General features: G+C 33.5%; 27 protein-coding genes. 17 read left to right on the top strand and 10 right to left on the bottom strand.

The window, feature by feature from the left end:
- The first annotated feature begins 145 nt into the window (after positions 1–145).
- The 15 genes from AC3Y25_RS10870 (at position 146) to AC3Y25_RS10800 (ending at position 13,361) form a co-directional block, all read left to right on the top strand.
- Positions 146–1,066, top strand: a complete 921-nt coding sequence (locus AC3Y25_RS10870; RefSeq protein WP_489902758.1) for a DnaJ C-terminal domain-containing protein — start codon at positions 146–148, stop codon at positions 1,064–1,066.
- Positions 1,063–1,368 carry a chaperone modulator CbpM gene (locus AC3Y25_RS10865; RefSeq protein WP_489902757.1) on the top strand — a complete coding sequence of 102 codons (306 nt, stop codon included), beginning with the start codon at positions 1,063–1,065 and terminating at the stop codon, positions 1,366–1,368. Before AC3Y25_RS10870 ends, AC3Y25_RS10865 begins: the two co-directional genes overlap by 4 nt.
- Before the next feature lie 150 nt (positions 1,369–1,518).
- On the top strand, positions 1,519–1,902 hold the full coding sequence (locus AC3Y25_RS10860; protein ID WP_095929905.1) for a RidA family protein: 384 nt from the start codon (positions 1,519–1,521) through the stop codon (positions 1,900–1,902).
- A gap of 136 nt (positions 1,903–2,038) precedes the next feature.
- Positions 2,039–3,274 carry a voltage-gated chloride channel family protein gene (locus AC3Y25_RS10855; RefSeq protein WP_489902756.1) on the top strand — a complete coding sequence of 412 codons (1,236 nt, stop codon included), beginning with the start codon at positions 2,039–2,041 and terminating at the stop codon, positions 3,272–3,274.
- Positions 3,275–3,549: 275 nt separating this feature from the next.
- Positions 3,550–4,554, top strand: coding sequence for a DHH family phosphoesterase (locus AC3Y25_RS10850; RefSeq protein ID WP_095929903.1), 1,005 nt, complete (start codon positions 3,550–3,552; stop codon positions 4,552–4,554).
- Between the two features lie 8 nt (positions 4,555–4,562).
- Positions 4,563–5,213, top strand: coding sequence for a gliding motility-associated peptidyl-prolyl isomerase GldI (gldI, locus tag AC3Y25_RS10845; RefSeq protein ID WP_250835356.1), 651 nt, complete (start codon positions 4,563–4,565; stop codon positions 5,211–5,213).
- Positions 5,214–5,236: 23 nt separating this feature from the next.
- On the top strand, positions 5,237–6,313 hold the full coding sequence (locus tag AC3Y25_RS10840) for a peptidylprolyl isomerase (RefSeq protein ID WP_489902755.1): 1,077 nt from the start codon (positions 5,237–5,239) through the stop codon (positions 6,311–6,313).
- A gap of 30 nt (positions 6,314–6,343) precedes the next feature.
- Positions 6,344–7,468: a peptidylprolyl isomerase gene (locus tag AC3Y25_RS10835; RefSeq protein ID WP_489902754.1), complete on the top strand. Its 1,125-nt coding sequence runs from the start codon at positions 6,344–6,346 to the stop codon at positions 7,466–7,468.
- A gap of 222 nt (positions 7,469–7,690) precedes the next feature.
- The gene (locus AC3Y25_RS10830; RefSeq protein WP_489902753.1) at positions 7,691–8,593 is read left to right on the top strand and encodes an EamA family transporter; all 903 of its coding nucleotides are present in this window, start codon (positions 7,691–7,693) and stop codon (positions 8,591–8,593) included.
- Positions 8,594–8,680: 87 nt separating this feature from the next.
- Positions 8,681–9,037: a DoxX family protein gene (locus tag AC3Y25_RS10825; RefSeq protein ID WP_489902752.1), complete on the top strand. Its 357-nt coding sequence runs from the start codon at positions 8,681–8,683 to the stop codon at positions 9,035–9,037.
- Between the two features lie 25 nt (positions 9,038–9,062).
- On the top strand, positions 9,063–9,770 hold the full coding sequence (gene aqpZ, locus AC3Y25_RS10820) for an aquaporin Z (RefSeq protein ID WP_489902751.1): 708 nt from the start codon (positions 9,063–9,065) through the stop codon (positions 9,768–9,770).
- 43 nt (positions 9,771–9,813) lie between these two features.
- A complete protein-coding gene (locus AC3Y25_RS10815) occupies positions 9,814–10,053 on the top strand; it encodes a GlsB/YeaQ/YmgE family stress response membrane protein (protein WP_111286841.1) in 240 nt (79 codons plus the stop codon).
- Positions 10,054–10,167: 114 nt separating this feature from the next.
- Complete coding sequence (locus AC3Y25_RS10810) at positions 10,168–10,995, top strand: sterol desaturase family protein (RefSeq protein WP_489902750.1); 828 nt, start codon at positions 10,168–10,170, stop codon at positions 10,993–10,995.
- Between the two features lie 121 nt (positions 10,996–11,116).
- Positions 11,117–11,395 carry a DUF2805 domain-containing protein gene (locus tag AC3Y25_RS10805; protein ID WP_008462445.1) on the top strand — a complete coding sequence of 93 codons (279 nt, stop codon included), beginning with the start codon at positions 11,117–11,119 and terminating at the stop codon, positions 11,393–11,395.
- Between the two features lie 109 nt (positions 11,396–11,504).
- Entirely contained in the window at positions 11,505–13,361 is a 1,857-nt protein-coding gene (locus AC3Y25_RS10800; RefSeq protein ID WP_427872724.1) for a M61 family metallopeptidase, read from the top strand.
- Positions 13,362–13,508: 147 nt separating this feature from the next.
- On the opposite strand, the gene AC3Y25_RS10795 is transcribed toward AC3Y25_RS10800, so the two are convergent.
- Complete coding sequence (locus AC3Y25_RS10795; RefSeq protein WP_095929892.1) at positions 13,509–13,952, bottom strand: hypothetical protein; 444 nt, start codon at positions 13,950–13,952, stop codon at positions 13,509–13,511.
- Between the two features lie 198 nt (positions 13,953–14,150).
- A complete protein-coding gene (locus AC3Y25_RS10790; RefSeq protein WP_489902749.1) occupies positions 14,151–16,484 on the bottom strand; it encodes a GH92 family glycosyl hydrolase in 2,334 nt (777 codons plus the stop codon).
- A 144-nt stretch (positions 16,485–16,628) separates the two neighbouring features.
- Between AC3Y25_RS10790 and imm9 the strand changes: the two genes are divergently transcribed.
- A complete protein-coding gene (gene imm9, locus AC3Y25_RS10785; protein WP_379798017.1) occupies positions 16,629–17,078 on the top strand; it encodes an Imm9 family immunity protein in 450 nt (149 codons plus the stop codon).
- A 62-nt stretch (positions 17,079–17,140) separates the two neighbouring features.
- Positions 17,141–17,764 (top strand): M949_RS01915 family surface polysaccharide biosynthesis protein, encoded by a 624-nt coding sequence (locus AC3Y25_RS10780; RefSeq protein ID WP_489902748.1) that lies wholly within the window; start codon positions 17,141–17,143, stop codon positions 17,762–17,764.
- Positions 17,765–17,852: 88 nt separating this feature from the next.
- Here the strand turns inward: AC3Y25_RS10780 and AC3Y25_RS10775 are convergent, their stop codons facing one another.
- The 8 genes from AC3Y25_RS10775 to AC3Y25_RS10740 all read right to left on the bottom strand — a co-directional run bounded on the left by AC3Y25_RS10775 (position 17,853) and on the right by AC3Y25_RS10740 (position 24,290).
- Positions 17,853–18,209 (bottom strand): hypothetical protein, encoded by a 357-nt coding sequence (locus AC3Y25_RS10775; RefSeq protein ID WP_427872719.1) that lies wholly within the window; start codon positions 18,207–18,209, stop codon positions 17,853–17,855.
- A gap of 163 nt (positions 18,210–18,372) precedes the next feature.
- Positions 18,373–19,551, bottom strand: coding sequence for an AIR synthase related protein (locus tag AC3Y25_RS10770; protein ID WP_489902747.1), 1,179 nt, complete (start codon positions 19,549–19,551; stop codon positions 18,373–18,375).
- Between the two features lie 154 nt (positions 19,552–19,705).
- On the bottom strand, positions 19,706–21,190 hold the full coding sequence (locus AC3Y25_RS10765; protein WP_489902746.1) for a carboxypeptidase regulatory-like domain-containing protein: 1,485 nt from the start codon (positions 21,188–21,190) through the stop codon (positions 19,706–19,708).
- 57 nt (positions 21,191–21,247) lie between these two features.
- Positions 21,248–22,609 (bottom strand): CsgG/HfaB family protein, encoded by a 1,362-nt coding sequence (locus tag AC3Y25_RS10760; RefSeq protein WP_489902745.1) that lies wholly within the window; start codon positions 22,607–22,609, stop codon positions 21,248–21,250.
- 1 nt (position 22,610) lies between these two features.
- Positions 22,611–23,015: a curli production assembly/transport component CsgF gene (locus tag AC3Y25_RS10755; RefSeq protein ID WP_489902744.1), complete on the bottom strand. Its 405-nt coding sequence runs from the start codon at positions 23,013–23,015 to the stop codon at positions 22,611–22,613.
- 16 nt (positions 23,016–23,031) lie between these two features.
- Positions 23,032–23,319 carry a curli production assembly/transport protein CsgE gene (locus tag AC3Y25_RS10750; protein ID WP_248730006.1) on the bottom strand — a complete coding sequence of 96 codons (288 nt, stop codon included), beginning with the start codon at positions 23,317–23,319 and terminating at the stop codon, positions 23,032–23,034.
- 38 nt (positions 23,320–23,357) lie between these two features.
- On the bottom strand, positions 23,358–23,759 hold the full coding sequence (gene csgH / locus AC3Y25_RS10745) for a curli-like amyloid fiber formation chaperone CsgH (RefSeq protein ID WP_489902743.1): 402 nt from the start codon (positions 23,757–23,759) through the stop codon (positions 23,358–23,360).
- A gap of 6 nt (positions 23,760–23,765) precedes the next feature.
- Positions 23,766–24,290, bottom strand: a complete 525-nt coding sequence (locus tag AC3Y25_RS10740; protein WP_489902742.1) for a hypothetical protein — start codon at positions 24,288–24,290, stop codon at positions 23,766–23,768.
- Between the last annotated feature and the right edge of the window lie 38 nt (positions 24,291–24,328).

The following is a 24,328-nucleotide window of genomic DNA, read 5'->3' as shown; positions in this document are numbered from 1 at the left end:
AATTTTTTATTTCATAAAAAATAAATTTCAATTTTACAATTTGCAAATTCCAAAGACTTACTTTTTAAAAGCATATAGTATTTTGATTATTAACAACTTATTCTTACCTTGAAGACTTTATTTACCATTTATAAATCACAGCAAAATGGATTATATAGATTACTACAAAATATTGGATGTTACAAAATCGGCTACAGAAGCAGACATCAAAAAGGCCTATAGAAAACTGGCTAGAAAATATCATCCAGATTTAAATCCGAATGATAAAGAAGCCGAGAAAAAATTCAAAGAAATAAATGAAGCAAACGAAGTTTTAAGCAATCCTGAAAATCGAAAAAAATACGATAAGTATGGTAAAGACTGGAAACATGCTGACGAATTTGAAAAAGCAGGCTACGATCCGAACCAGCAGCAAAGCAGACAGCAAGGCGGTTATCAATATTCTGAAGGTGATTTCTCTGGTTTTGGAGGCGGAGAATATTCTGGAAGCGATTTCTCCGATTTTTTCAATTCGATGTACGGCGGAGGAAGAAGCAGATCGCAATCTAAATATAGAGGTCAGGATTTTAATGCTGAACTGGTGTTAGACCTAGCAGAAGCTTACACAACACATAAACGAAACTTGTCTGTAAACGGAAAAAATATTAGAATTACAATTCCCGCTGGTGTAGAAAATGGGCAGATTATTAAAATTCCGAATCATGGCGGGCCAGGTGTAAACGGTGGACCAAACGGCGATTTGTACATCACCTTTATAATTTCAAATAATTCAGATTTTAAACGTGAAGGAAATAATTTATACGCCGACGCACCAATTGATTTGTACACAGCTATTTTAGGCGGAGAAACGTTTATTAATACTTTTGATGGAAAAGTAAAAATTAAAGTCCCAGCAGAAACACAACCTGGAACCAAAGTGAAACTGAAAGGAAAAGGATTTCCTGTCTATAAAAAAGAAAATCAGTTTGGTGATTTATACATTACGTACACCATCAAAATCCCAACAAAACTTTCTGATAAAGAAAAAGAATTATTTGAAGAATTAGCAAAACTAAGAAAGTCATGAAAAGTAAAAATTTAATCCAGATCAAACAGTTTTGTATCTATCACGAAATTGAAAACACCTTCATAACCGAACTTAATAATTACGGACTCATTCATATTATTACCCAAGAAAATGATGAATTTCTGGAACCAGAACAGTTGCCAACAATAGAAAAAATGATTCGAATGCATTACGATCTCAAAATTAATTTAGAAGGAATTGATGCCATTGCACATTTATTAAATAAGATTGAAACCTTACAGCAAAATTTAAATACGATACAAAATAAGCTTCGCCTTTACGAAGAAAAAGAAACCGAATAACGATTTATATCACAAAAAAGCTTGAATTTCTGAATTGATTTCAAGCTTTTTTTTATTCCTTTCAGAACCATAATTCTTAAATTGCAGCATCTTTAATTAACCTGAATTTGCTTTTAAAACGTATAGACAAATTCGCAAAAAACTAAAAAAATGAAAAGAGAAAACATCTTAACCGGATCGCCGTGGGAAGACAAAATGGGATATTGCCGTGCCGTAAGAATTGGCAATATTGTAGAAGTTTCTGGAACTGTAGCCATTGTTGACGGTGAAAAAGTAAAAGCTGATGATGCTTATGCTCAAACCTATAACATTCTGGAGCGAGTTGAAAAAGTTTTAGAAGATTTAAATGTGGGTATGAAAGATGTGATTAGAACTAGAATTTTTACTACCAATGTTTCTACTTTTGAAGAAGTAGCAAGAGCACACTCTGCTTTCTTTAAAGATATAAAACCAACAACAGGATTTTATGAAATCAGTAAACTGGTTGCTCCAGAATATCTGGTTGAAATAGAATTTACTGCTGTTGTTCAGTAATTTTTATAGCTACGAATTCACGAATTTTTACTATTTTTTTTCTTTTGCCAGAGATTAATGGATTAAAAATGTTTTTTTTTTATCTTTTAATTCGTGAAAATTCGTGAAATTCGTGGCAAACTTTTAGAATTCATTAATGACTTCCTTAAATCCAAAACATTTTCTGCTTTCTCTTCCAAAATGGATTCTTATCTGTGTCTTAATAGGCATACTTTCAGGTTCTGCATCTGCTTTCTTTTTAGTTTCTTTAGAATGGGTGACACAATTTAGAATTCACCATGACTGGATTATATGGCTTTTGCCTTTCGGCGGATTTCTGGTGGGATTGAGTTATTATTATTGGGGAGAATCAGTTGCAAAAGGAAACAATCTTTTATTGGAAGAATACGAAAATCCTAAAAAAGTTATTCCGTTTAAAATGGCTCCTTTAGTACTTTTAGGAACATTATTGACACATTTATTCGGAGGATCTGCAGGACGAGAAGGAACTGCGGTACAAATGGGAGGTGCAATTGCCGATCAGTTTACAAAATTCTTCAAACTTGATAATTCAGAACGAAAGATTCTGATTATTCTCGGAATCAGTGCCGGTTTCGCTTCTGTTTTTGGAACTCCTCTTGCGGGAGCTATTTTTGCTTTAGAAGTTTTATACTTCAGTAAAATTAATTTTAAAAGCATTTTACTTTCTTTTTTAGTGGCTTATGCGGCCTATTTTACTGTAGAATTCTGGGAAATCAAACATACGCATTACAGTATTCCTGTTGTTCCAGAACTTAGTCTAAATAATATTATTTTCACTCTAATTGTTGGGGTTTTATCTGGATTTGCAGCATTATTATTTTCTAGAAGCACACATTTTTGGGGTTCACTTTTTTCGAAAAACATTAAATATCCTCCGCTTCGTCCTGTAATTGGTGGAGTCGTTTTGGCTATTGCTATTGCCGGTTTCGGATTTACAAAATTCTCTGGATTAGGAGTTCCTGTAATTGTCGATTCTTTTTCGAATCCAAACCAATGGTATGATTTTCTGCTAAAAATTTTATTTACCGGATTCACATTAGGAGCTGGTTTTAAAGGAGGCGAAGTAACGCCGCTATTTTTTGTCGGTGCGACTTTAGGAAGTGCTTTATCGATCGTAATTCCAATGCCTATTGCGCTTTTAGCAGGAATCGGATTTGTTGCTGTTTTCTCAGGCGCAACCCACACTCCTATCGCCTGCACGATTATGGGAATGGAATTATTCGGAATTGCTCCTGGAATATTCATCGCAATTGCCTGTACAATTGCTTATTTTTCTTCTGGTTCTGTTGGAATTTACAAATCACAGATTGTAAAGGGGGCTAAATATAAATTGTATCAAAAGTTTCTTTAATGGAGTTTTCAGTCGCAGTCGCAGTTTACACTCTCAGTTTCAAAATAAAAAAATCCGTCCAAATTCGCGTTTTCGCGATAGCGAATCCGTTTCATCCGCGTACATTCTTTTTAACCCTAAAATATCTGAAAACTGAATCCAAAAATAAGGAGACTTAGTTTTGAGACTGAAAACTGCGACTGAAAACTGAACACTAAAAACTGAACACTAACTACTCCGACTGTCCTCTAAAATTATTTTCAGCATTACATTAAAAAAATGTAAATTCGCACACTATGAAAATACAAGATATTCAAGCGATTCAATTATTACTCGCCACCCCAAAGAAAATTGTCATCATTCCGCACAGAGGACCAGATGGCGATGCAATGGGATCAACGTTAGGTTTATACCATTTTTTAATTAAAAACAATCATCAGGCAACAGTAATTGCTCCGAATGATTTTCCTAATTTTTTAGCTTGGCTTCCAGGATCTGAAACCGTAAAAATATTCGAAAAAGAAACCGAAATCTGCACACAGATTTTAGAAGAAGCTGAAATCATTTTCACACTTGATTTTAATGCTTTTCACCGTACAGGCGAAATGGAGCATACTTTAGCAAAGCTAAAAGCAACTTTCATTATGATCGATCATCATCAAAAACCTGATGATTACGCTACATATACTTATTCTGACACTTCATACGGATCTACTTGTGAGATGGTTTATAACTTTATCACTTTCTTAAACAAAAAAGAAGATATTGATAAAACCATTGCAACTTGTATTTATACAGGCATTCTAACCGATTCTGGTTCTTTCCGTTTCCCTGGCACAACAGGAAATACACATAGAATTATAGCCGAATTAATTGATTTAGGAGTTGAAAACACTCAGATTCCTGTATTACTTTTTGACAATAGCTCTTTCAGCAGATTACAATTATTAGGACGTGCTTTGCAGAACATGAAGATCCTCGAAAATCATAAAACTTCATATACCACGTTAACACAAGAAGAGCTAGATTCTTTTAATTATGTTAAAGGTGATACTGAAGGAATTGTTAATTATGGCTTAAGTATAAAAGATATTGTTTTTACTGCTATTTTTATCGAAAATAAAGACGAAGGGATTATCAAGATTTCATTCCGTTCGCAGGGAGGTTTTGATGTAAATCAGTTTGCGAGAGACCATTTCAACGGTGGCGGACATAGTAATGCAGCTGGCGGAAGATCTGAAGTTTCGATGCAAGAAACAGTTAATAAATTTGAAGATTTAGTAAAAAAACTAAAATTATAATCCAAATCATGAACTACCTAAAACTTAGCATTTACACTTTGCTTTTTACGGTTTTATTAAGCAGCTGTAAGCATCATGAAGAAGCCAGAAGACCCATTTCTAGAGCTTCGGGAACATTCATGAAAAAATCGGCTGACCGAAACAAAAAATTAGTGGCAAATGAAGAAGATGTCATTAAGAAAATAATCAAAAGCAATCCGAAGGTAAAATATTATGCTACTCCAAAAGGCTATTGGTTTTATTACGACGAAAGAAATACAAATGAAACTGCAGCTCCAAGAAAAGGCGATATTGCTTACTTCAATATGGAAGTAAAAGACATAAAAGGCAATGTCATTTATTCTGAATCAGATCTTGGTCCTCAAACTTACTATGTAGACAAACAAGACATTATGATGGGGCTTCGTGACGGAATAAAAAGAATGCATAAAAACGAAACTGTCACGTTTTTATTTCCATCGCATATGGCTTACGGATATCACGGAGATAATAAAAAAATTGGAACAAACGAATCTCTAATCGTTACAATAACGCTTAGAAATTTTGTTCCAGATCCTGCGGCACAAACAGTAAAACCTGCTGCTCAGCCATCAGCCGTAACACCAAAACCTGCAGTTGCAAAACCTGCTGCGCCAGCTAAAAAAGATACATTACATTAACTCAATAAAAACAACATCTTAAAATGAAAAAGAGTATTTTATTATTACTAATAGCCGTAGGCTCATTTTATTCTTGTAAAGATGACCACAGTAATCTTCCTGATGGTTTATATGCCGATATCGAAACAAATAAAGGTCACATCATTGTAGAGCTTGATTACAAAAAAGCACCTATTACAGTGGCTAACTTTGTGACTTTAGCTGAAGGTAAAAACGAGTTTGTAACACACGAACAATTAAAAAAGAAACCTTTTTTTGACGGTTTAAAATTTCACCGAGTAATTGAAAGTTTCATGATTCAAAGCGGTGACCCATTAGGAACTGGTTCTGGAGATACTGGATATAAATTTAAAGACGAATTTTCAGATTTAAAATTTGACAAAGCTGGAGTTTTAGCAATGGCAAATAACGGACCTGGAACAAATAGCAGCCAGTTTTTTATCACTCACGTAGAAACTCCTTGGTTAGACAACCTACATACTATTTTCGGTCATGTGGTAAGCGCAAAAGATCAAGAAGTAGTAAACAAAGTTGTTCAAGGAGACAATATTGTTGCTGTAACTATTATTAGAAATGGTGAAGCGGCGAAAAAATTTGATGCTGTAAAAGTATTCCACGACTATTTTGCTGACATTGCAAAAGAACAACAAAAATATGCTGGAGCTCAAAAAGAAAAAGTAGATTATTACGCTTCTCTAAAACCAAAAGCAACTAAAACTACAAGCGGTTTAGAATATGTAATTACAGAAAAAGGAAGTGGCAAGAAACCTGCTATTGGAAATCAAATTTACATTCACTACGCTGGTTTCCTTGAAAACGGAACTTTATTTGACACTAGCATTGAAGAAGTGGCAAAACCATTCGGGAAATTTGATCCTGCAAGAGCAGCGCAAAATGGCTACCAACCCATTCAATTTCAAGCTGGGAAAAAAGACGGTTTAATTCCTGGTTTTATTGAAGGAGTTGAGCAATTGTCTTATGGAGACAAAGCAGTTCTTTTTATTCCATCTCACTTAGCTTATGGAGCAACTGGTGCTGGAGGTGTAATTCCGCCAAACGCTAATATTATTTTCGAAATCCAGATTTCAGACAAACAGTAATTGAATTAAAGACTTAAAATTTTAAAAGCAATGAAATTTAAATTTCTATTTTTATTTTGCTTAGCAATAGTAAATATACAAGCTCAAACTAAAAAGCCTGCGGCAAAACCAGCAGCGAAACCTACAACTACAGCAGCTGCCGCGTCAAATCCTGGCGACGGGATTTTCGCTACAATATCTACTACAAAAGGAGACATTGTTCTTTCTTTAGAGTATGTAAAAGCACCTGTTACAGTAGCAAACTTTATTACTTTGGCAGAAGGTACAAATCCTAACGTTAAAGCATCTCTTAAAGGAAAACCATTTTACAACGGACTAAAATTCCATAGAGTAATTAACGATTTCATGATTCAGGGTGGTGATCCAGAAGGAAATGGTTCTGGAGGTCCAGGATATTCTTTTAAAGATGAATTTGTAGACGATTTAAAATTCGAAAAAGGCGGTGTTCTTGCTATGGCAAATTCTGGTCCGGCAACAAACGGAAGTCAGTTTTTCATTACACATAAAGATACTCCTTGGTTAAACGGAAAACACACTATTTTTGGCCACGTAGTATCTGGAATGGATAATGTAAATAAAATTGTTCAGGACGATGTAATGACAAAAATTGTTATTACACGCAAAGGTGCTGCTGCAAAGAAATTTGATGCTTTAAAAGTTTTAAGCGATGATGTAAAAAAAGAAGCGGCTAAAAAAGAAGAAGCAAAAAAAGTAATAACTGCAAAAGCAGCTTATTTTAAAGACTTAAAAGCAAAAGCAACTGCAACAGCTTCTGGTTTAAAATATGTAATCACTCAAAAAGGTACTGGCGTTAAAGGTGCTGAAGGTTCTAACATCTATTTTCACTACGCTGGGTATTTTGAAGACGGAAACTTATTTGACAGCAGCATGGCTCCAGTAGCAAAAGTATACGGAAAATATGATGCCAATAGAGATGCGCAAGGCGGATACAAAGCGTTTCCTTTTACAGTTGGTAAAAAAGAGGGAATGATCCCTGGTTTTCTTGAAGCTCTTGATATGATGACAGACGGAGAAAAAGCGACTTTCTTTTTACCTTCAAATTTAGCGTATGGCGAAAAAGGTGCTGGCGGAGTTATCCCTCCAAATGCAACCTTAATTTTTGAAATTGAAACGTATCAAAACCAGCCTAAGTAATTAGAAAAGAGAAGTTTTATTCTTTATAGATATAAAAAGCCATCAGAATTATTCTTGATGGCTTTTCTATTTTTCACTCTTTAACTTTTTAAAGAATTCTTATTTTAAGCCTTTAAAAATCAATTCTGTTACAATTAAATCATTATTTTCAACATAGTACAAGAGAATCCTAAACAAAATAGCTTACCTTTGCCGGCTTAATTTTTTTAAAATAGATAATTTATGACGTCGCAAAATAATGTATTAAAGGGTGTTTTTCTTGTTGCTTTGGGAGCAACTACTTACGGAATGTTGGCTACTTTTGTAAAAATGGCCTATTCTGAAGGATACACAACTGCAGAAGTAACGACCTCACAGTTTATATACGGAATTCTAGGTATTCTTGCCATCAATCTTTTTCAGCGTATTAAAAACAAAAACAAACCTGCCGTAAAAGCATCTCGTAAAAATATTTTCAGTTTAATGTTGGCTGGAACTTCTTTAGGAATGACAAGCTTATTTTATTATTTGGCGGTAAAATACATTCCTGTTTCTATCGGAATCGTTTTATTGATGCAAACGGTTTGGATGGGTGTTTTGCTTGAAATGATTTTAGAAAAAAAACTGCCTTCAAAACAAAAGGTAATTGCGGTATTAATAGTGCTTTTTGGAACTGTTTTAGCCACTAATATTATCAATAATGATATCGAATTAGATTGGAGAGGTTTAGTTTGGGGAATGCTCGCTGCTGCATCTTTTACTACAACTATGTTTACTGCCAATAGTGTAGCAACCGAAATTTCATCTGCTCAAAGAAGTCTTTATATGCTTTTAGGAGGTGCTGTTATTGTATTTTCTTTTGCTTTTGCAACACAAGTTACAGCCTTTAATATGGAAATCTTCCTAAAATGGGGAATTGTATTATCATTATTTGGTACCATAATTCCACCGCTTTTAATGACAGCAGGTTTTCCGTTAACTGGAATCGGACTAGGAAGTATTGTTTCTGCTCTTGAACTGCCCGTTTCTGTATTGATGGCGTATGTTTTATTAAACGAAAAAGTAATCTTTTCTCAATGGGTCGGCATTGTATTGATTATTCTGGCCATAATTATTATGAATGTAAATTTCAAGTCAAAAAAATAGCCCAAAATACATAATTTCAAAAAAAGAAGTCTTGTAATGCAATAATTGTTAATTTTTTTATAAATTCGTGATAAACAATTAAATATCATGATTTTACCTTGGCATTTATATTTAATGGCTTTCCTTTATATTCTTGCTGGACTAAATCATTTTAGAAAACCTGGAATGTACATAAAGATCATTCCGCCCGCATTTAAAAACCCCAAATTAATAAATATTTTAAGTGGTGCCGCTGAGATTATTCTAGGCATCTTTCTAATCCTGCCTTTTACAACACAAATTGCCGCCTGGGGAATTATAATGCTATTAATTGCTGTTTTCCCTGCCAATTTGTACATGTTTCAAAATAAAAAAGCAGGATTTGGTTTACCATTATGGATTTTATTTGTACGTTTGCCCTTACAAATTGTTTTAATTTATTGGGCTTACCAATATACATTCTAACATTAACCATTTAAATTATTTTATTATGAAAAAATTATTTGCAGAGTTTTTTGGAACTTATTGGCTTGTTTTTGGTGGATGCGGAAGCGCAATTTTTGCAGCGGGAATTCCAAATTTAGGAATCGGATTTGCTGGTGTTGCGCTTGCTTTTGGTTTAACGGTACTTACAATGGCCTATGCTGTTGGCCATATTTCTGGCGGTCATTTTAATCCCGCTGTTTCTTTTGGTTTGTGGGCTGGCGGAAGATTCTCTGCAAAAGATCTTATTCCGTATATCATTGCACAATGTGTTGGAGCTGTTGCGGCAGCAGGAACTCTATATACAATAGCTTCTGGAAAAGCTGGTTTTGCAATTGACAGTACAAAAGCGGGAGCCTTTGCATCTAATGGTTTTGGAGCTTTTTCTCCTGATGGCTATTCGCTACAATCTGCTTTCATTGCAGAATTTGTACTTACCTTATTCTTTTTACTAGTGATTTTAGGAGCAACTGATAAATTTGCAAATGGCAGATTTGCAGGAATCGCAATCGGTTTGGCGTTAACTTTAATACACTTAATCAGTATTCCGATTACGAATACTTCTGTAAATCCAGCGAGATCTTTATCTCAAGCCATTTTTGTTGGCGGAGAGCCATTAACTCAGGTTTGGCTGTTTTGGGTTGCCCCTATTCTTGGTGCATTAGCTGCAGGTTTTCTTTATAAAACACTGCTTCAAAATCACGCAGAAGCATAATAACTAAAAAAAGAACTCAACACATCATCAAAAAAATAAAAATATGGAATTTTTATATTTCTTACTTATAGGTGCCATTTCTGGATGGCTAGCGGGTCAAATCTGGAAAGGTGCCGGATTTGGTTTAATTGGCAATATTATTGTCGGAATCATAGGCGGATTCATTGGAGGATGGATCGCTGGAAAACTAGGCATTGGAGGTGGAGGTCTTCTATGGCAGATTCTGATTGCTGTAGGAGGTGCGTGGGTTTTATTATTTATAATCAGCCTCATCAAAAAATAATATCCTAAATAATAATTTCTAAAGAGAAAATCAGATATATTTATATTTGGTTTTCTCTTTTTTATTGGAGTAAAACCGAAAGAAATATTTAATTAATTGAAATATTTATGCATCATGAATGACATTATTAATTATTTTTCTACGATTCCTTCTTCGCATAGAAGTTTGATTTTGGTTGGCGGTATTACTATTTTCTGGCTAATTGAAAACAGTTTTCCTTTGTTTAAAATGCAATATAAAAAATGGCCTCATGCAGGTATCAATTTCTTTTTTACTTTCACTACCATTGTTGTCAATTTTATTCTTGCGTTTATTTTAATACGAACTGCTGCTTGGACAATGGAACATAATTTTGGAATTCTGCAATGGCTTCCAGAAATGCCTATCTGGCTATATACTATAATTGGCTTACTGCTTTTGGACTTAATTGGAGCTTATTTAGCTCATTTGGTAGAACACAAAGTAAAAATTCTTTGGCAGTTTCATCTGGTGCACCATACCGACACTTGGATCGATACCACTACTGCCAATAGACATCATCCTGGAGAAAGTGTAGTCCGTTTTATTTTTACCACTTTAGGCGTTTTAATTATAGGAACTCCCATGTGGATGGTTTTTCTTTATCAATCACTATCAGTTGTTGCTTCGCAATTCAACCATGCCAATATTTCACTTCCAGAAAAATTGGATCTATTCTTAAGTTACTTTATTGTTTCGCCTAATATGCATAAAGTGCATCATCATTATGTGCTGCCTTATACAGATAGCAATTATGGCAATATTTTTTCTATTTGGGACAGGCTTTTTAAAACCTTTACCTACTTACCTAAAGATCAACTTATATATGGTGTAGACACTCATATGCAGTCTGAAGAAAACAATGAATTGAAGAATCTGTTAAAAATTTCATTTCAAAAATCACGATCCTTCAAAAACAGTTAAAATCATTAAAAAAATTGAACTTTACTGAACCAACTTATTATTTTTTTTTTTAATATTGATACAGAAATTGAAAATCAATCTATTAATAATTAACACCCTATTTTGAATTAATTTTCACGAGATGAAAAAGAGTAGCCGCAAAGAATTAACTCCGGAACAAACCGAAAGACTTGTTTCGTTAGCTTTAGAAGAAAGAAATCCATTTGAAATTATAAAGAAAGAATTTGGATTGGCAGAAAAAGAAGTCCTGGACATCATGAAAAAGAAAATGCCTCTTGAAAAATTTGAGATGTGGAAAAAGAAGGCAATTGCAAATAAACCAAAACCAAAACCAGTTAAAATAGATGATTTTGATGAAGATTTGGACGGAAAATATTATATCAAAAATAAATTAGACTAAAATAAAGCTCCTGTTTTTCAGGAGTTTTTTTTTATCTGTAAATATAATGTGATTTTTTAGTAACTTTTCGGTACTTTTTGTGTCAAATACTATAACTAAACATATAAAAATGAAAAAAATACTTTACACCTTAGCTCTAGCGGTAACTTTTTGGAGCTGTAAAACAGGTAGCACTGGAGCCGCGAAAAGCAATATAGTTGAAGTTAATATCAATTTAACCGATGTTAAAGACGACAAAGTTTTAGTAACTGTCACTCCTCCAGCCATTAAGACTGATGAAATTACCTACAGTATTCCTAAAACCGTTCCTGGTACTTATTCAACAGATAATTACGGAAAATATTCAGAAGATTTTAAAGCTTTTGATGCTAAAGGAAATGCTCTTACTGTAAAGAGATTAGGTGATAATTCTTGGTCTATCTCAAACGCAAAGACATTAAAAAGAATTACTTATCTGGTAAACGATACTTTCGATACAGAAAAAGGAACTGGATTTGGAAATGACGATATTTTTTCTCCAGCAGGAACAAACATCGATGCAGGAAAAAATTTCATGGTTAACACTCATGGTTTTGTAGGATATTTTCAAGATAAATTAGACGTTCCGTACAAAGTTACGATCACGCATCCTGAAACACTTTGGGGAGCTACTTCTATGACAGATCAAGATGCTAGCAATACTTCTGATGTGTTTACCACTTCTCGTTATGCTATTTTGGTAGAAAATCCAATTATGTATTCTAAACCTGATTACACTACTTTTAATGTAAACGGAATGGACATCTTAATTGCTGTGTACTCTCCTACCGGAAAATATACTGCAGAGAGCATTACTCCAGAGATGAAAACCATGATGACCGCACAGAAAAACTTTTTAGGAAAAGTAAATTCTACTAAAAAATACACTGTTTTGGTCTATCTCTCAAGCATGGCTAAAGATGATGCTCACGGTTTTGGAGCTTTAGAACACCCAACTGCTACAACTGTAGTTTTACCAGAATCAATGCCAAAAGAAAAATTGGTAGAAACATTAAAAGATGTAGTTTCTCACGAATTCTTCCACATTGTGACTCCATTGACTATTCACTCAAAAGAAATTCAGTATTTTGATTACAATGCACCAAAAATGTCAGAACATTTATGGATGTACGAAGGGGTAACAGAATATTTTGCTAATCTATTTCAAATTAACCAAGGTTTAATTGACGAAGCTGAATTCTATACGCGTATTGCAGACAAGATTGCACAATCTAAACAGTTAGATGATACGATGTCGTTTACTGTAATGAGTAAAAATGTATTGGATCAGCCTTATAAAGATCAATATTTAAATGTTTACCAAAAAGGCGCTTTAATTGGTATGTGTATTGACATTATCATTAGAGAGAAAAGTAATGGAGAAAGAGGTATTTTGGATTTAATGCATAAATTATCTGATGAATATGGGGTTGAAAAACCTTTTAATGACGATGAATTATTCGCAAAAATCACTTCTTTGACTTATCCTGAAGTTGGTGACTTTTTAAATAAATATGTAGCTGGAACTACTCCAATTCCTTACGATTTTTATCTAGCAAAAGTGGGTGTTACAAAAGCAAGCGAGAAAAAGGCTGGAAATCCGTTCATTAAAGGCCAAACTCCTTACATTACTATTGATAAGGCAACAAAAGAAATCGCGGTTCGTCCTGAATCAGAGTCAACTGCATTCTTTAAAAACCTAAACTTAAAAGGTGGCGATAAAATTTTAGCTGTAAACAATAAATCATATAATCTAGATAACATTTATGATTTAATTACAGAAAGTGAAAACTGGAAAGAAAATGATCCTATTACACTTAAAGTAAAACGTGGAACTAAAGAAGAAACCATAAAAGGAACTGTAAAACTGCCATTTGAAGAAACAGAAACTTTTAAAGCTACAGATGCTTCAAAAGAGAAACTTAAAAATGCATGGTTAAAAGGATAATTTCTTTTTAAGACATAAAAAAAAACCGACAAGTGATTGTCGGTTTTTTTTATGTCTTCTAGGTTTGTCAAACTGAGCGAAGTCGAAGTCCCACACTGTGATTCGGCTTGTGTGGCTTCGACTTCGCTCAGCCTGACAAAAATAAGTTTATTTTTTCACTGGAAATTTCCAATCAAACTCATCTTTACTATTGATGATGGCTCCAATTTCAAACTTCACTACCTCATCAAATTCTGTTTGAAGGATAAACCAGTTGTCTTCGTTGAAGTAATTTTCAAAAGTATCAAAAGTTTCTTGATTGAATTTTGTGATTCCTTTTGCAGCAAAATCTTTCTTTACGTCAGCAATTTTTCTTCCGATTAATTTGAATCCGAAAACTTCTAGATCATTGCTTGATGCTACTAAATAACCTAATTTCAAATCTTCTTCCTGATAAAATGTCAATCTGATTTTGTGTGCATTATAAACAAAAATCACATTGTCGTCTTCGTCTTTATAGTTTTTATCAGGTTTTCCTAAAGCTGCTGTTACATCATTCTGCTTCATTCCGAAAAGCAGTTTCTCTATTCCTGATTTTAAATTGATCTTCATATCGATTGTCTTTATTTGAAGTGCAAATTTCGTGAAGTTTTTTGTTGTTTAGCCACGAATTACACAAATTTTCACGAATTAATTATTCTAACAAAACCTAACAGGTTTTAAAAACCTGTTAGGTTTATGTATAGATTTAGATTCTAAAGGTCAAAAAAACTTAGTACCTTAGAATCTTAGAATCTCAGCACCTATCATTTAATAACTCTTTTTATTAGGTTTGTTGCTCATATAAAACGTAATTTTTCCGCCATTGACAACATCAGAATGTTTTAAAAATGGTTTATCTAATTGTTTTCCGTTCAGCAACACTTTACTCACAAATACGTTTTTATCAGATTGGTTTACGGTTTCAACTTCAAAAGTTTTTCCGTTTTCTAAATTTAAAATAGCATTTTTAAGCAACGGACTTCCTAATGCATATTCATCAGAGCCTGGAGCAACTGGATAAAATCCTAAACTGCTAAAAATATACCAAGCACTCATTTGTCCGAAATCATCATTTCCGCCTAAACCGTCGGCTCCATTTCTGTACATTTTTTTCAAGATCATTCTAATTTTATCTTGCGCTTTCCACGGAGCATCGGTCCAATTGTACAAATATACAACGTGATGCGAAGGCTCATTTCCGTGCACATAATTTCCGATAATTCCGTCTCTGGTAATATCTTCTGTACTTTCAAAATATTTGTCTGGAAGATGCATATTAAATAACGAATCTAAACGGATTTTAAACTGCTCGTTTCCACCCATTAATTTAATCATATCGGCAGGATCTTGCGGAACATATAAACTGTAATTCCAAGAATTTCCTTCAATAAAGCCTTGCCCGTGTGTATCTAATGGATCAAATTCTTTCTTGAAAGTTCCATCATTTAATTTCGGACGCATGAAACCCGTTTTCTCGTCATAAACATTTTTATAGTTTTTCGATCTAGTAATGAATTCATTATAAATATCTGTTTTTCCTAATTTCTTAGCTGCCTGTGCAATTGCCCAATCGTCATAAGCATATTCTAAAGTTTTAGAAACCGAAGCACCGTTTTTATCTTCTGGAACATATCCTTTATTCATGTAAAATTCCAAACCATCGTAATACGGCACTTTTGCAGTATTTACACAAGCTTGAAGCGCTTTTTCGGCATCAAAACTAATATTGCCTTTTACAATTGCGTCTGCCACAACCGAAACCGAATGATATCCAATCATACACCAGTTTTCATTGGCATAATGCGACCAAATTGGAAGCATTTTATGAACACTTTGATCTGAATGTGCCAACATAGAACTTACCATATCGGCGTTTCTTTTTGGCTGCACAATATTAAATAACGGATGCAAAGCACGATACGTATCCCAAAGTGAATAACTGGTATAATTGGTAAAATTCTCCGCTTTATGCACATTCATATCTAGCCCCTTATAATTTTTATCTAAATCCACGTATTCTGTTGGTCCCAAAAATGCATGATACATTGCGGTATAAAAATTAACCAAATCTTCTTTTTGAATGGTTTCTACTTGAACTTTATTCAATTCGTTATTCCAAACCTCTTGACTTTGTTTTTTCACTTTTTCGAAATCCCAATCTGGAACTTCTTTTTTCATATTTTCTAATGCACCGGCAGAACTTACAGGAGATAGTGCCATTTTGATTTTAATTTTCTCGCCTTCATTCGTATCAAAATCAAAAAATAATTTTAGGTTCTGACCTGCCATTTCTGGAAAGTTTTTTGTTTGATCGAATCTTCCCCAAAAACCTCTATAAACGCTTTTTTCATGAGCAGCTTGTCCGTAACTTTTAATTGGTTTACTGAAAGACATTGCAAAATAAACCGTTCTAGTTCTCGCCCATCCGTTTGTTTGGCGATATCCCGTTATTAAAGTGTCATTTTCTACACGAACAAATGTCCAAACATTCTTTTTATCGTAGTTGTAAATTCCTGAAGTCAGATCTAAAATGATATGTGCTTCATTAGATTTTGGAAAAGTGTATTGATGCATTCCAACGCGCGTTGTCGCTGTCAATTCTGCTTTTATTTTATGATCTTCCAGAAAAACACTGTAATATGCCGGTTCTGCTTTTTCTGTCGAATGTGAAAATGCAGATCTATAACCAGACAACGGTTTTGATGCTACACCAGGATTCAATTGCAGTTTGCCAGTTGTTGGCATAATTAAGAAATCGCCTAAATCGGAATGTCCCGTTCCGCTGAAATGGGTATGGCTGAAACCTACAATCGTCTTATCTTCATACTGATAGCCAGCGCAGTATTTATAAACTTCTCCGTTGTATTTTCCGTTTAAACTGTAAGCAATAGTATCGGTTTCTGGGCTTAATTGCACGCTCCCAAAAGGAACTGTTGCACCTGGATAAGTATGTCCCATTTTTGCTGTTCCAATCATTGGATCAACATATTGAATTAAATTTCGTTTTTCGGTTGCTTTCTTTTGCCCTGTTATATTATTCGAAAAAGAGAATATTAAAACCGATATTCCTAGAAGAATTTTTTTGGAGTTTCTTATAATCATTTAGAATTGTCTTTTATTGCTTTTTGAATGTAGAAAAATACAACAAAATGTAGTTTTAAAAAAATATATACTTACACTAAAAAAATATTAAAAAAAACAAGATTTTTCTTTCGTTTAATTTCTAAATATCTTTGCATAAAAAAAATGAAATTTAAAGTAAATCTAAACCCTGAAATGTTTGACTTTCAAAATTTGCAAAATGAAAGACAAATAATAGAAAAACGCCTTTTTGAAATAACAAAAAGCTGTAATTTCATCAAAGAATTACCTGATTGGACAATTGAAATTAATATACAATTAGGAAAAGGAATTTGGGCTGGAATTTATAAAAAAGGAATTACAACATCATCAATGTTACTTAGAAGTCATACATTGTTTTTACCTATACCATCTAATAAAGAAACTGAATGGGGCGTTAATGAAAAGAAATATGTAAAACAGCCATCAAGGGATTCTAGTAAATTTAAAACTTCGGATGCCAGTTTTTCTAAATACAATAATGCCAGCGACTATATTATAGAAGAATCTTTTTTATTAATTAATGAGCTTTTAAAAATAGGTATAAAATTGCAAAATATAGATATTAAAATTTAGGCTAATAATTAAAACTAAGTTCTATTAAATATCTTTGATATACTAAAAGTATACCACTAAATATGAAAAAATATATTTTAATTCTTCTTTCCTTTTATTCGACATTTGTTTTTTCTCAAAAAGTAGAAAGCTATAAATTGACCAAACAAGAAATTTCAGAAAGAGAGCTTGAAAACGTTACTGATTTTCCTATTTATAAAGCATTTGAATTTAGCGATAAAGGCGGTGTTTACGAATTGGTTTTAGGCGAAAATCAGAAAACAGTTTCTAAAAAAGACACTTTAAATACCAAAATACAAGCCATTTGCGTAGTCAATGATCACGGCGGATTTCTAGAAAAATGGCGAATTAATGATTTGCTTGAAAATACTATTCCGAAAGAAATAAACATTTGGTTCTGGACAAAATATTGCAGCACAAAAGATATTGATGGCGACGGTTATATTGAACCTATTATTGTTTATGGAACTCGCAATGAAGATGGCTATGTAAGACGCGTAAAAATTATTACGGTTTATAAAAACAAAAAATATGTCATCCGCGCGGTTGAATGCGATTTAGATGATTGCAGAAGTTTTGAAAAAGATCAAAATTGGAATACGCTTCCGCAGAAAATAAAAACGTACATCAATCAGTTGACAGAAAAAATGAGAAAAGAACAGGATTTGCTTTTGAAAAATGGATAGGGTTAAGAAATTCCAATTTTTTAAATTCCAAATTCCAAAACTTTGTGGAAAAACTTGGAACCTTAAACTTGAAACTTTAAACAAAAAACTACTCATTCATTTCATCGTAACGTTCTGGAACTTGTGGGTCGTAAAGTGGACATTTGAATTCTTCCATGATATCTACCAATTTATTCATGGTTTTTCCTTCCGTTCCGTAGCAGTCAATCTTTATGCTTTGGGGTGTAGTAACAACTTGAAACGCACCTTTTCCTTTTGGGTTTTTCCAGCTGTTTTCATCCACTCTTTCCCATTCAGAAAAGACTGAATTTATTCTATTTACGATTACTTCAACTTGAAGTTCAGCCAGACCTTCCACTTCTTGTTTTTCAACAAGAGCTTCATAAACTTCCTGATTGTTCAGGTAGATTTCGTCTAGATATTTCCAAAAAAGTAATTCGTACATAGTTAAATATTTTTAAACCATATAAGTGATATAAGAAAATATAAATTCTTTCTGAGTGAAATCGAAAGCTGTCAAATCAAAATAGGACTTCGACTTCCCTCAGCCTGACAATCAAATCTGCCAGTTTAAAATGAACTTATATCACTTATATGGTTAATTTATTTTAATAATTGAATGTTCCGTATTCGCTTGTAATAGTAAGCTTTTTAGCATCTGAAGCTTCTACTCTACCTACAATTTGCGCATCAACATTGAATGATTTCGAAATTTCGATAATATCTTGTGCAATACTTTCTGGAACGTAAAGCTCCATTCTGTGACCGCAATTGAAAACCTGGTACATTTCTTTCCAATCTGTTTTTGATTGTTCTTGAATTAATTTGAACAATGGTGGCACTGGAAATAAATTGTATTTTATAACGTGTAAATCTTTTACAAAATGTAAAATTTTAGTTTGCGCTCCTCCACTGCAATGCACCATTCCGTGAATATCATTTGGAGTGTATTTGTCTAAAATTTTCTTGATAATTGGTGCGTATGTTCTAGTTGGAGAAAGCACTAACTGCCCCGCATTGATCGGGCTGTTTTCAACTTCATCTGTTAAATTAACCTGTCCAGAATAAATCAATTCTTCTGGAACTGCAGCATCGTAGCTTTCTGGATATTTTTTAGCCAAATATTTTCCAAAAACGTCATGACGTGCAGAAGTTAATCCGTTACTTCCCATTCCGCCATTATAGCTTTTCTCGTAAGTTGCTTGTCCGAAAGAAGCCAAACCAACAATTACGTCTCCCGCTTTAATTTTTGCGTTGTCTACAACATCACTGCGTTTCATACGAGCTGTTACGGTAGAGTCTACAATAATAGTACGAACTACATCTCCAACATCGGCAGTTTCTCCTCCTGTTGAATGAATGGTAACTCCGAATGATTTTAATTCGTTGATTAATTCTTCTGTTCCGTTGATGATTGCAGAAATTACCTCAGCTGGAATCAGGTTTTTGTTTCTTCCAATTGTTGAAGAAAGCAAAATATTATCTGTTGCACCAACACACAATAAATCATCAATATTCATGATTAGGGCATCTTGAGCGATTCCTTTCCAAACCGAAAGATCTCCAGTTTCTTTCCAGTACATGTATGCCAAAGACGACTTTGTACCTGCTCCGTCAGCATGCATAATAAGACAATGCTCATCGTCCTGAGTTAAATAATCAGGAACAATTTTACAGAATGCTTGCGGAAATAAACCTTTGTCAATATTTTTTATAGCGTTATGTACGTCTTCTTTTGATGCCGAAACACCTCTTTGTGCATATCTTTTGCTAGAATCTGAACTCATGAAAATTAGTTTGTGTTGATGTGCAGCAAAGATAATCCCTTTTTTTAATTCTTTGCCTTATTCGATTATTTGATTGATAAAAAAATCGGCAGAATTATATATTCTGCCGATCTCCCGAAATAAAATTGGTTATTAAAGCTTGGTTTATTATTTTTTATTTCCAATCGGGCATTGAGGTTCCTGTGAACAAGGTAGTTCTTGAATTCGCAACTCCAATACCGCATTTCACGACGTTTTTTACAGAGATGCCATCATTTGAAGTATTTAGAAAAATTAATTCTGCTTCATTAGGAGAGTATCGAACATCTAAATCATTTGTTCCTGCTATTTTTTCTGTAGCCAATTGATATGAATTTCCAAGAATAAAACTGTATTCGAAAATTTTAGAATCCAACTGACGATAATTTGAACTCTCAAATCCTGAAACATCTTTTGTGTAAACTAATTTTAGACCTGAAACAGAAAAATTCAAACCACTAACGGCACCTGGCTCTCCTGCCAACACAGGTGTGACAATTACACCCGACGGATTTATAACGTAAATTTCCACATTATATCCATTTATATCATTCACTTTTAAGGCTATTTTGCTTCCATCTGCACTCCAGTCGCATTCTGAAATAAATTTACCATTTGGAGTCTGAAAGATTTTTGTTAATCCGCTGCCGTCGCTTTTTATTCGGTATAATTTATCAAAATTTGGATAGATAAATTCGCTTCCTGATGCATTCCAAGAATAACCTAAATAATCGGCATTAAATCCTGCAATAGAAACCGAACTTGTCACCTTTTTAATATCGGTTCCGTCAAAATTCATAGTATAAATATCATTTTGCGAACCGCTTGTTCCTATAAAAGCAATTTTTTGAGCCTGATTATTTCGTCTAGGACGCCAGCTATTTTTTTCTGAACTTGTCAATTGGTATTGTTTGCCAGCATCATCTGCAGTAAAAATTACATTATTGCCACTGATACTTTTCACAAATAAATGCCTTGTTGCAGGAAATGCTATTGTAGAAAAGGTGCTGATAGTACTTAATACAGGCGTATTTACTCCATCATTTACTGTAACTTGCCAATAATATTTAGTTCCATAAATCAGATCTGTGACTGTCAATTTTTTATCTTTCACATCATTAAAAACAGCCACATCGCTATTTTTATCATTTCTAAGCGTTATAGTATAGGTCATTGCATCATTATCTGGATCTGTAACAGTCCAGGTTAAATCTAAATTTACGAGTTGGTTTATACTATTATCGGCAGGAACTGTTAAGACAGGAACTGTTGGCGGTTTATTATTTGCCGTAGATTTATTTAATTCAAAAACAATTTCTGAGGTATTATTTGCTGTCACGTTGACTGATTCAAATTTTGCTGTAAAGCCATCTTTTTGAGCCTGAAAAGAATATTCACCAACTTTTACATTCGAAACAGTAAACTTTCCTTCGGCGTCTGTAAAAACTGTACTAGTTGTTGGGCTAGACATTATTTTTACATTTTCCATCGGCACAAAAGTTTCGCTGTTAACGACTTTTCCGGTAACGGTTCCATAATCAGATGATCCAATTTTTTCTTCACTACAAGAAATAAAAACCACTAAAAAAATTGCACTTATTATTTTGTATAAATTCTTCATGATTAGCTTGCTTTAAGATTTAAACGTGTGTCTTCTATTTTCGAAATTTCTAACCTATTACTTCTTCTTTTTGCCGAAATAAAACGTTAGTCCTAACCCAAATTTATAATAGTAATCATCACGTGTTCCTGCTACGATATAATCAAGATTGTCACTGAAATTGATATTCTGCTCAGCAAATAATTTTATTCCTATGCGATCTGATGCCATATATTCTAAACCCGCACCGTATTGAAATTTTCCGTACGTGTTTTCAAATTTCCTATTCATACCATATCCTCCTCCAGCATATAAATATGGAGTAAAACGATCTTTTGGGAGAATAATCCATTCCATATTAAGATCATAGGTAATGTAGCCGACATCCAATAAATTTTTGTTAGCGAGGTTTACAACATTGGTAGAAGCACTTACTGTAAAACTTGGAGTAAGCATCCATTTTAAAGCTCCACGTCCAAAAGGTCGTAATAGCGGATCTCGGTAATCTCCATCCATTAAAGTAGTACCGCCAGAAAGTTCTATGGCAAATTTACTTCTTCTATTTTCAAGCACTCTGTCATACAAACCAGTTACATCGGCAGTTTTGGTTTCTTCTGCGTATGCTTTCAGTAAATTATCAACTTCCCATTTTGGAGCATCGGCTTCCCAGACATTATCTTTTATTCCTTCTAATACTAAAGATTCAACAGCTTTTTCTATAGCTTCTGTAACAGCCATATGCACTGGTTCGTTGGTAGTATATCCCGTTTCTACTTCTAGAAGTCTTTTAAAATTGACATATCTAAAAAGGCTCTCATCGATTGCTTGCGACAAGATCGTTTTTGAAATATAAACAGATTTTAAAATTTTACCGTTTGATGTAGAAATCATTCTAAGATAAATCGTTACACGGTCTTGACGGTATTTTACAGATGCTCCTGCACCAAAATATCTCGCACCAAATCCGCCCGTAATAATATTAGAATCATAAGAAACAATTCCTCCTTCTAATAAAACACCCGCATACAATAAAGGAGTTAGTTGCGGTTCATTCGGATCAGCATTTTTTATATATTCTTGACGAGTAGCACGAATAAGATTTCGCTCCTGCAATAGATTTCCAATATTTTCACGCTCAATTGGTATAAACCATTTTGAGTCCTCCAGCGCTTTTATCAAAATAGAAGTGGCTCCTTGGGTCACAGCTGTACTAAAACTGCTTCCATTTTCCTGAGGCTTATATTGTCCCGTTTGGTCTCTAAATTTATAGACCCCAACCACAACTTGTTCCTTAGGTTTTGGCAAATCTTTTAGTAATGATGTTGCAGGCGTTCCCTCTCCCAAAACAGCTTTTTGAACTCCAGTGGGTTGATTATAGTAAGCGCCGCAGCCATTAAGAAGAAATCCAAATAAAATAAATAGGTAGTGATGTAATCGCATGTTATTGATTTGGGATGATTACTTGTGTTTGCTCTCCTGTATTGGTATCCAAAATATTAAGTGTTAATCCATCTGATGACGGAAAAACATCTACCGAATAACTCCCAAAAGTATAAGAGCCTTCTTTTATACCATCTGTACCAAATTGCTGTTTGTAAAGCTGGCTAGAGATCTGACTTAACAATTGCGAATTTAAATTGGTTTTAAATCGTTCTAAATCAGTTTGTGTTGTAGGAACTGCTGTCTTATCTTTTTGCTTATTCTGTGCTTCTGCACTGCTTAAAAGCCATTGATAATTAAAGGTGTCTCCTCCAAAAGCCGGATTGACTGGTTTATAAACTAATGCCTGAGCATTTATAAACGGAGAAATGCAGAGTACTACTGCGAAGGTTAAAATAAATTTCATAGCGCTAATAATAAAATTAATACTGAGTGAAATATTTGCGTTCTTTTTCTTTTTCTTTCAAATAAGTAAAGGTTGCGTTTACAGCTTCTTCTGCAACCGCATCTAAAAATTCGTCGTCTGGCCTAATTAGAAAATTATAAATAACTTCATTATCTATTACTATAGATATTGCAGTATTTCTGGCAAAACTATATTCTTCACCTATTGTTACTATTTTTTCGGCGTTTATCCCTATTTCATTGTATTTGTAATAATACCTATCGTAAAAATCTTTTCCTGCTTTTGTTTTAGTATCATCTGTGATAATACCTCTTAAAACAAACCCATCAGTAGGAAGGACTATTACATTATCTTTTTTTTTTCACCTAATACCACACGATCTTTTGCGACAATTTGTTTGTCTTCATCATAAAACAATAGTAAAACAATTACTTCGTCATCTGTGGCCAAATTAATTTGAGAGGTGGATAGTTTCTGAATCTCGTTGGGCTGTAAGGTAAAAACACCAACTTGCTCATTATTAGATTGATTATTACTTTTATCATTATTTTTTATAACAGACAAGCGATAAGCGGCACTTCGAATAACATCTGTTAAGTTCTCTGCAGTACCTGTAATTTTTACGCTGTTCTCTACTTTCTCTATTTCAATTTTTGCTTTTATCTTATCCTGCGGAACTTGCCCGTAGGCTAAAACTGCAAAAAGCATTAAAAAGATTGTAATATATCTGTTGATAAAATGCATGTTATTTTAATTATTTATAAGAATAATTGAGGCTCCATTTCCTGTCTGTGTAATTTTCATGTTTTTGGACAGTGAATTGGTTCCAATGTTTTGAATGCTTTGATTATCTCCTTTTTGGATCATTTCCATATTTACATTGTAATTAGTGTGCAATGTAAAATCAGTAATCTTATTATTGTCTCCTTGCTGAACAACACTTTGAGTAATTGTTTTAGCATTTTTATTTAACAATAATGCGTTGCTGTCGCCATTTTGATCTATAGCAACTTTTGTATCGTTAGATTTTAAGACTGCATAAACTGTGTTAAAATCTCCGATCTGCTGAATTTGCACACCAGATGGAATTCTAAAATTCAATTCGTTTTTTTCTTTTTTATTCAAATTAGAAACAATACTAAATGCTTTCTCTTTTGAATTAAAAAGAGATGAACTATAATTTTTAAATTCTGAATTATCTGCTTTTTCCTGAGCATAAAACACAGGGCAATAAAAGATCAAAAGTATTATGTATAAAATGAAAGCTTTCATCATTTAATAATTTAGATTAAAAAATGTGATAACCGTTTTAC

Source organism: Flavobacterium sp. LK-23 (assembly GCF_058135255.1).
The sequence above is the reverse complement of the archived record's forward strand: the minus strand, read 5'-3'. Positions and strand labels throughout refer to the sequence as shown.

What these genes read in the sequence shown, in the direction of transcription:
- aqpZ (WP_489902751.1), top strand. Translation starts at nt 9,063, where the DNA reads ATGAAAAAATTATTTGCAGAGTTTTTTGGAACTTATTGGCTTGTTTTT.
- AC3Y25_RS10795 (WP_095929892.1), bottom strand. Translation starts at nt 13,952, where the DNA reads ATGAAGATCAATTTAAAATCAGGAATAGAGAAACTGCTTTTCGGAATG.
- AC3Y25_RS10870 (WP_489902758.1), top strand. Translation starts at nt 146, where the DNA reads ATGGATTATATAGATTACTACAAAATATTGGATGTTACAAAATCGGCT.
- AC3Y25_RS10810 (WP_489902750.1), top strand. Translation starts at nt 10,168, where the DNA reads ATGAATGACATTATTAATTATTTTTCTACGATTCCTTCTTCGCATAGA.
- AC3Y25_RS10775 (WP_427872719.1), bottom strand. Translation starts at nt 18,209, where the DNA reads ATGTACGAATTACTTTTTTGGAAATATCTAGACGAAATCTACCTGAAC.
- AC3Y25_RS10830 (WP_489902753.1), top strand. Translation starts at nt 7,691, where the DNA reads ATGACGTCGCAAAATAATGTATTAAAGGGTGTTTTTCTTGTTGCTTTG.
- AC3Y25_RS10755 (WP_489902744.1), bottom strand. Translation starts at nt 23,015, where the DNA reads ATGAAATTTATTTTAACCTTCGCAGTAGTACTCTGCATTTCTCCGTTT.
- csgH (WP_489902743.1), bottom strand. Translation starts at nt 23,759, where the DNA reads ATGCATTTTATCAACAGATATATTACAATCTTTTTAATGCTTTTTGCA.
- gldI (WP_250835356.1), top strand. Translation starts at nt 4,563, where the DNA reads ATGAACTACCTAAAACTTAGCATTTACACTTTGCTTTTTACGGTTTTA.
- AC3Y25_RS10740 (WP_489902742.1), bottom strand. Translation starts at nt 24,290, where the DNA reads ATGATGAAAGCTTTCATTTTATACATAATACTTTTGATCTTTTATTGC.
- AC3Y25_RS10765 (WP_489902746.1), bottom strand. Translation starts at nt 21,190, where the DNA reads ATGAAGAATTTATACAAAATAATAAGTGCAATTTTTTTAGTGGTTTTT.
- AC3Y25_RS10815 (WP_111286841.1), top strand. Translation starts at nt 9,814, where the DNA reads ATGGAATTTTTATATTTCTTACTTATAGGTGCCATTTCTGGATGGCTA.
- AC3Y25_RS10800 (WP_427872724.1), top strand. Translation starts at nt 11,505, where the DNA reads ATGAAAAAAATACTTTACACCTTAGCTCTAGCGGTAACTTTTTGGAGC.
- AC3Y25_RS10770 (WP_489902747.1), bottom strand. Translation starts at nt 19,551, where the DNA reads ATGAGTTCAGATTCTAGCAAAAGATATGCACAAAGAGGTGTTTCGGCA.
- AC3Y25_RS10840 (WP_489902755.1), top strand. Translation starts at nt 5,237, where the DNA reads ATGAAAAAGAGTATTTTATTATTACTAATAGCCGTAGGCTCATTTTAT.
- AC3Y25_RS10805 (WP_008462445.1), top strand. Translation starts at nt 11,117, where the DNA reads ATGAAAAAGAGTAGCCGCAAAGAATTAACTCCGGAACAAACCGAAAGA.
- imm9 (WP_379798017.1), top strand. Translation starts at nt 16,629, where the DNA reads ATGAAATTTAAAGTAAATCTAAACCCTGAAATGTTTGACTTTCAAAAT.
- AC3Y25_RS10825 (WP_489902752.1), top strand. Translation starts at nt 8,681, where the DNA reads ATGATTTTACCTTGGCATTTATATTTAATGGCTTTCCTTTATATTCTT.
- AC3Y25_RS10780 (WP_489902748.1), top strand. Translation starts at nt 17,141, where the DNA reads ATGAAAAAATATATTTTAATTCTTCTTTCCTTTTATTCGACATTTGTT.
- AC3Y25_RS10860 (WP_095929905.1), top strand. Translation starts at nt 1,519, where the DNA reads ATGAAAAGAGAAAACATCTTAACCGGATCGCCGTGGGAAGACAAAATG.
- AC3Y25_RS10760 (WP_489902745.1), bottom strand. Translation starts at nt 22,609, where the DNA reads ATGCGATTACATCACTACCTATTTATTTTATTTGGATTTCTTCTTAAT.
- AC3Y25_RS10850 (WP_095929903.1), top strand. Translation starts at nt 3,550, where the DNA reads ATGAAAATACAAGATATTCAAGCGATTCAATTATTACTCGCCACCCCA.
- AC3Y25_RS10790 (WP_489902749.1), bottom strand. Translation starts at nt 16,484, where the DNA reads ATGATTATAAGAAACTCCAAAAAAATTCTTCTAGGAATATCGGTTTTA.
- AC3Y25_RS10865 (WP_489902757.1), top strand. Translation starts at nt 1,063, where the DNA reads ATGAAAAGTAAAAATTTAATCCAGATCAAACAGTTTTGTATCTATCAC.
- AC3Y25_RS10855 (WP_489902756.1), top strand. Translation starts at nt 2,039, where the DNA reads ATGACTTCCTTAAATCCAAAACATTTTCTGCTTTCTCTTCCAAAATGG.
- AC3Y25_RS10835 (WP_489902754.1), top strand. Translation starts at nt 6,344, where the DNA reads ATGAAATTTAAATTTCTATTTTTATTTTGCTTAGCAATAGTAAATATA.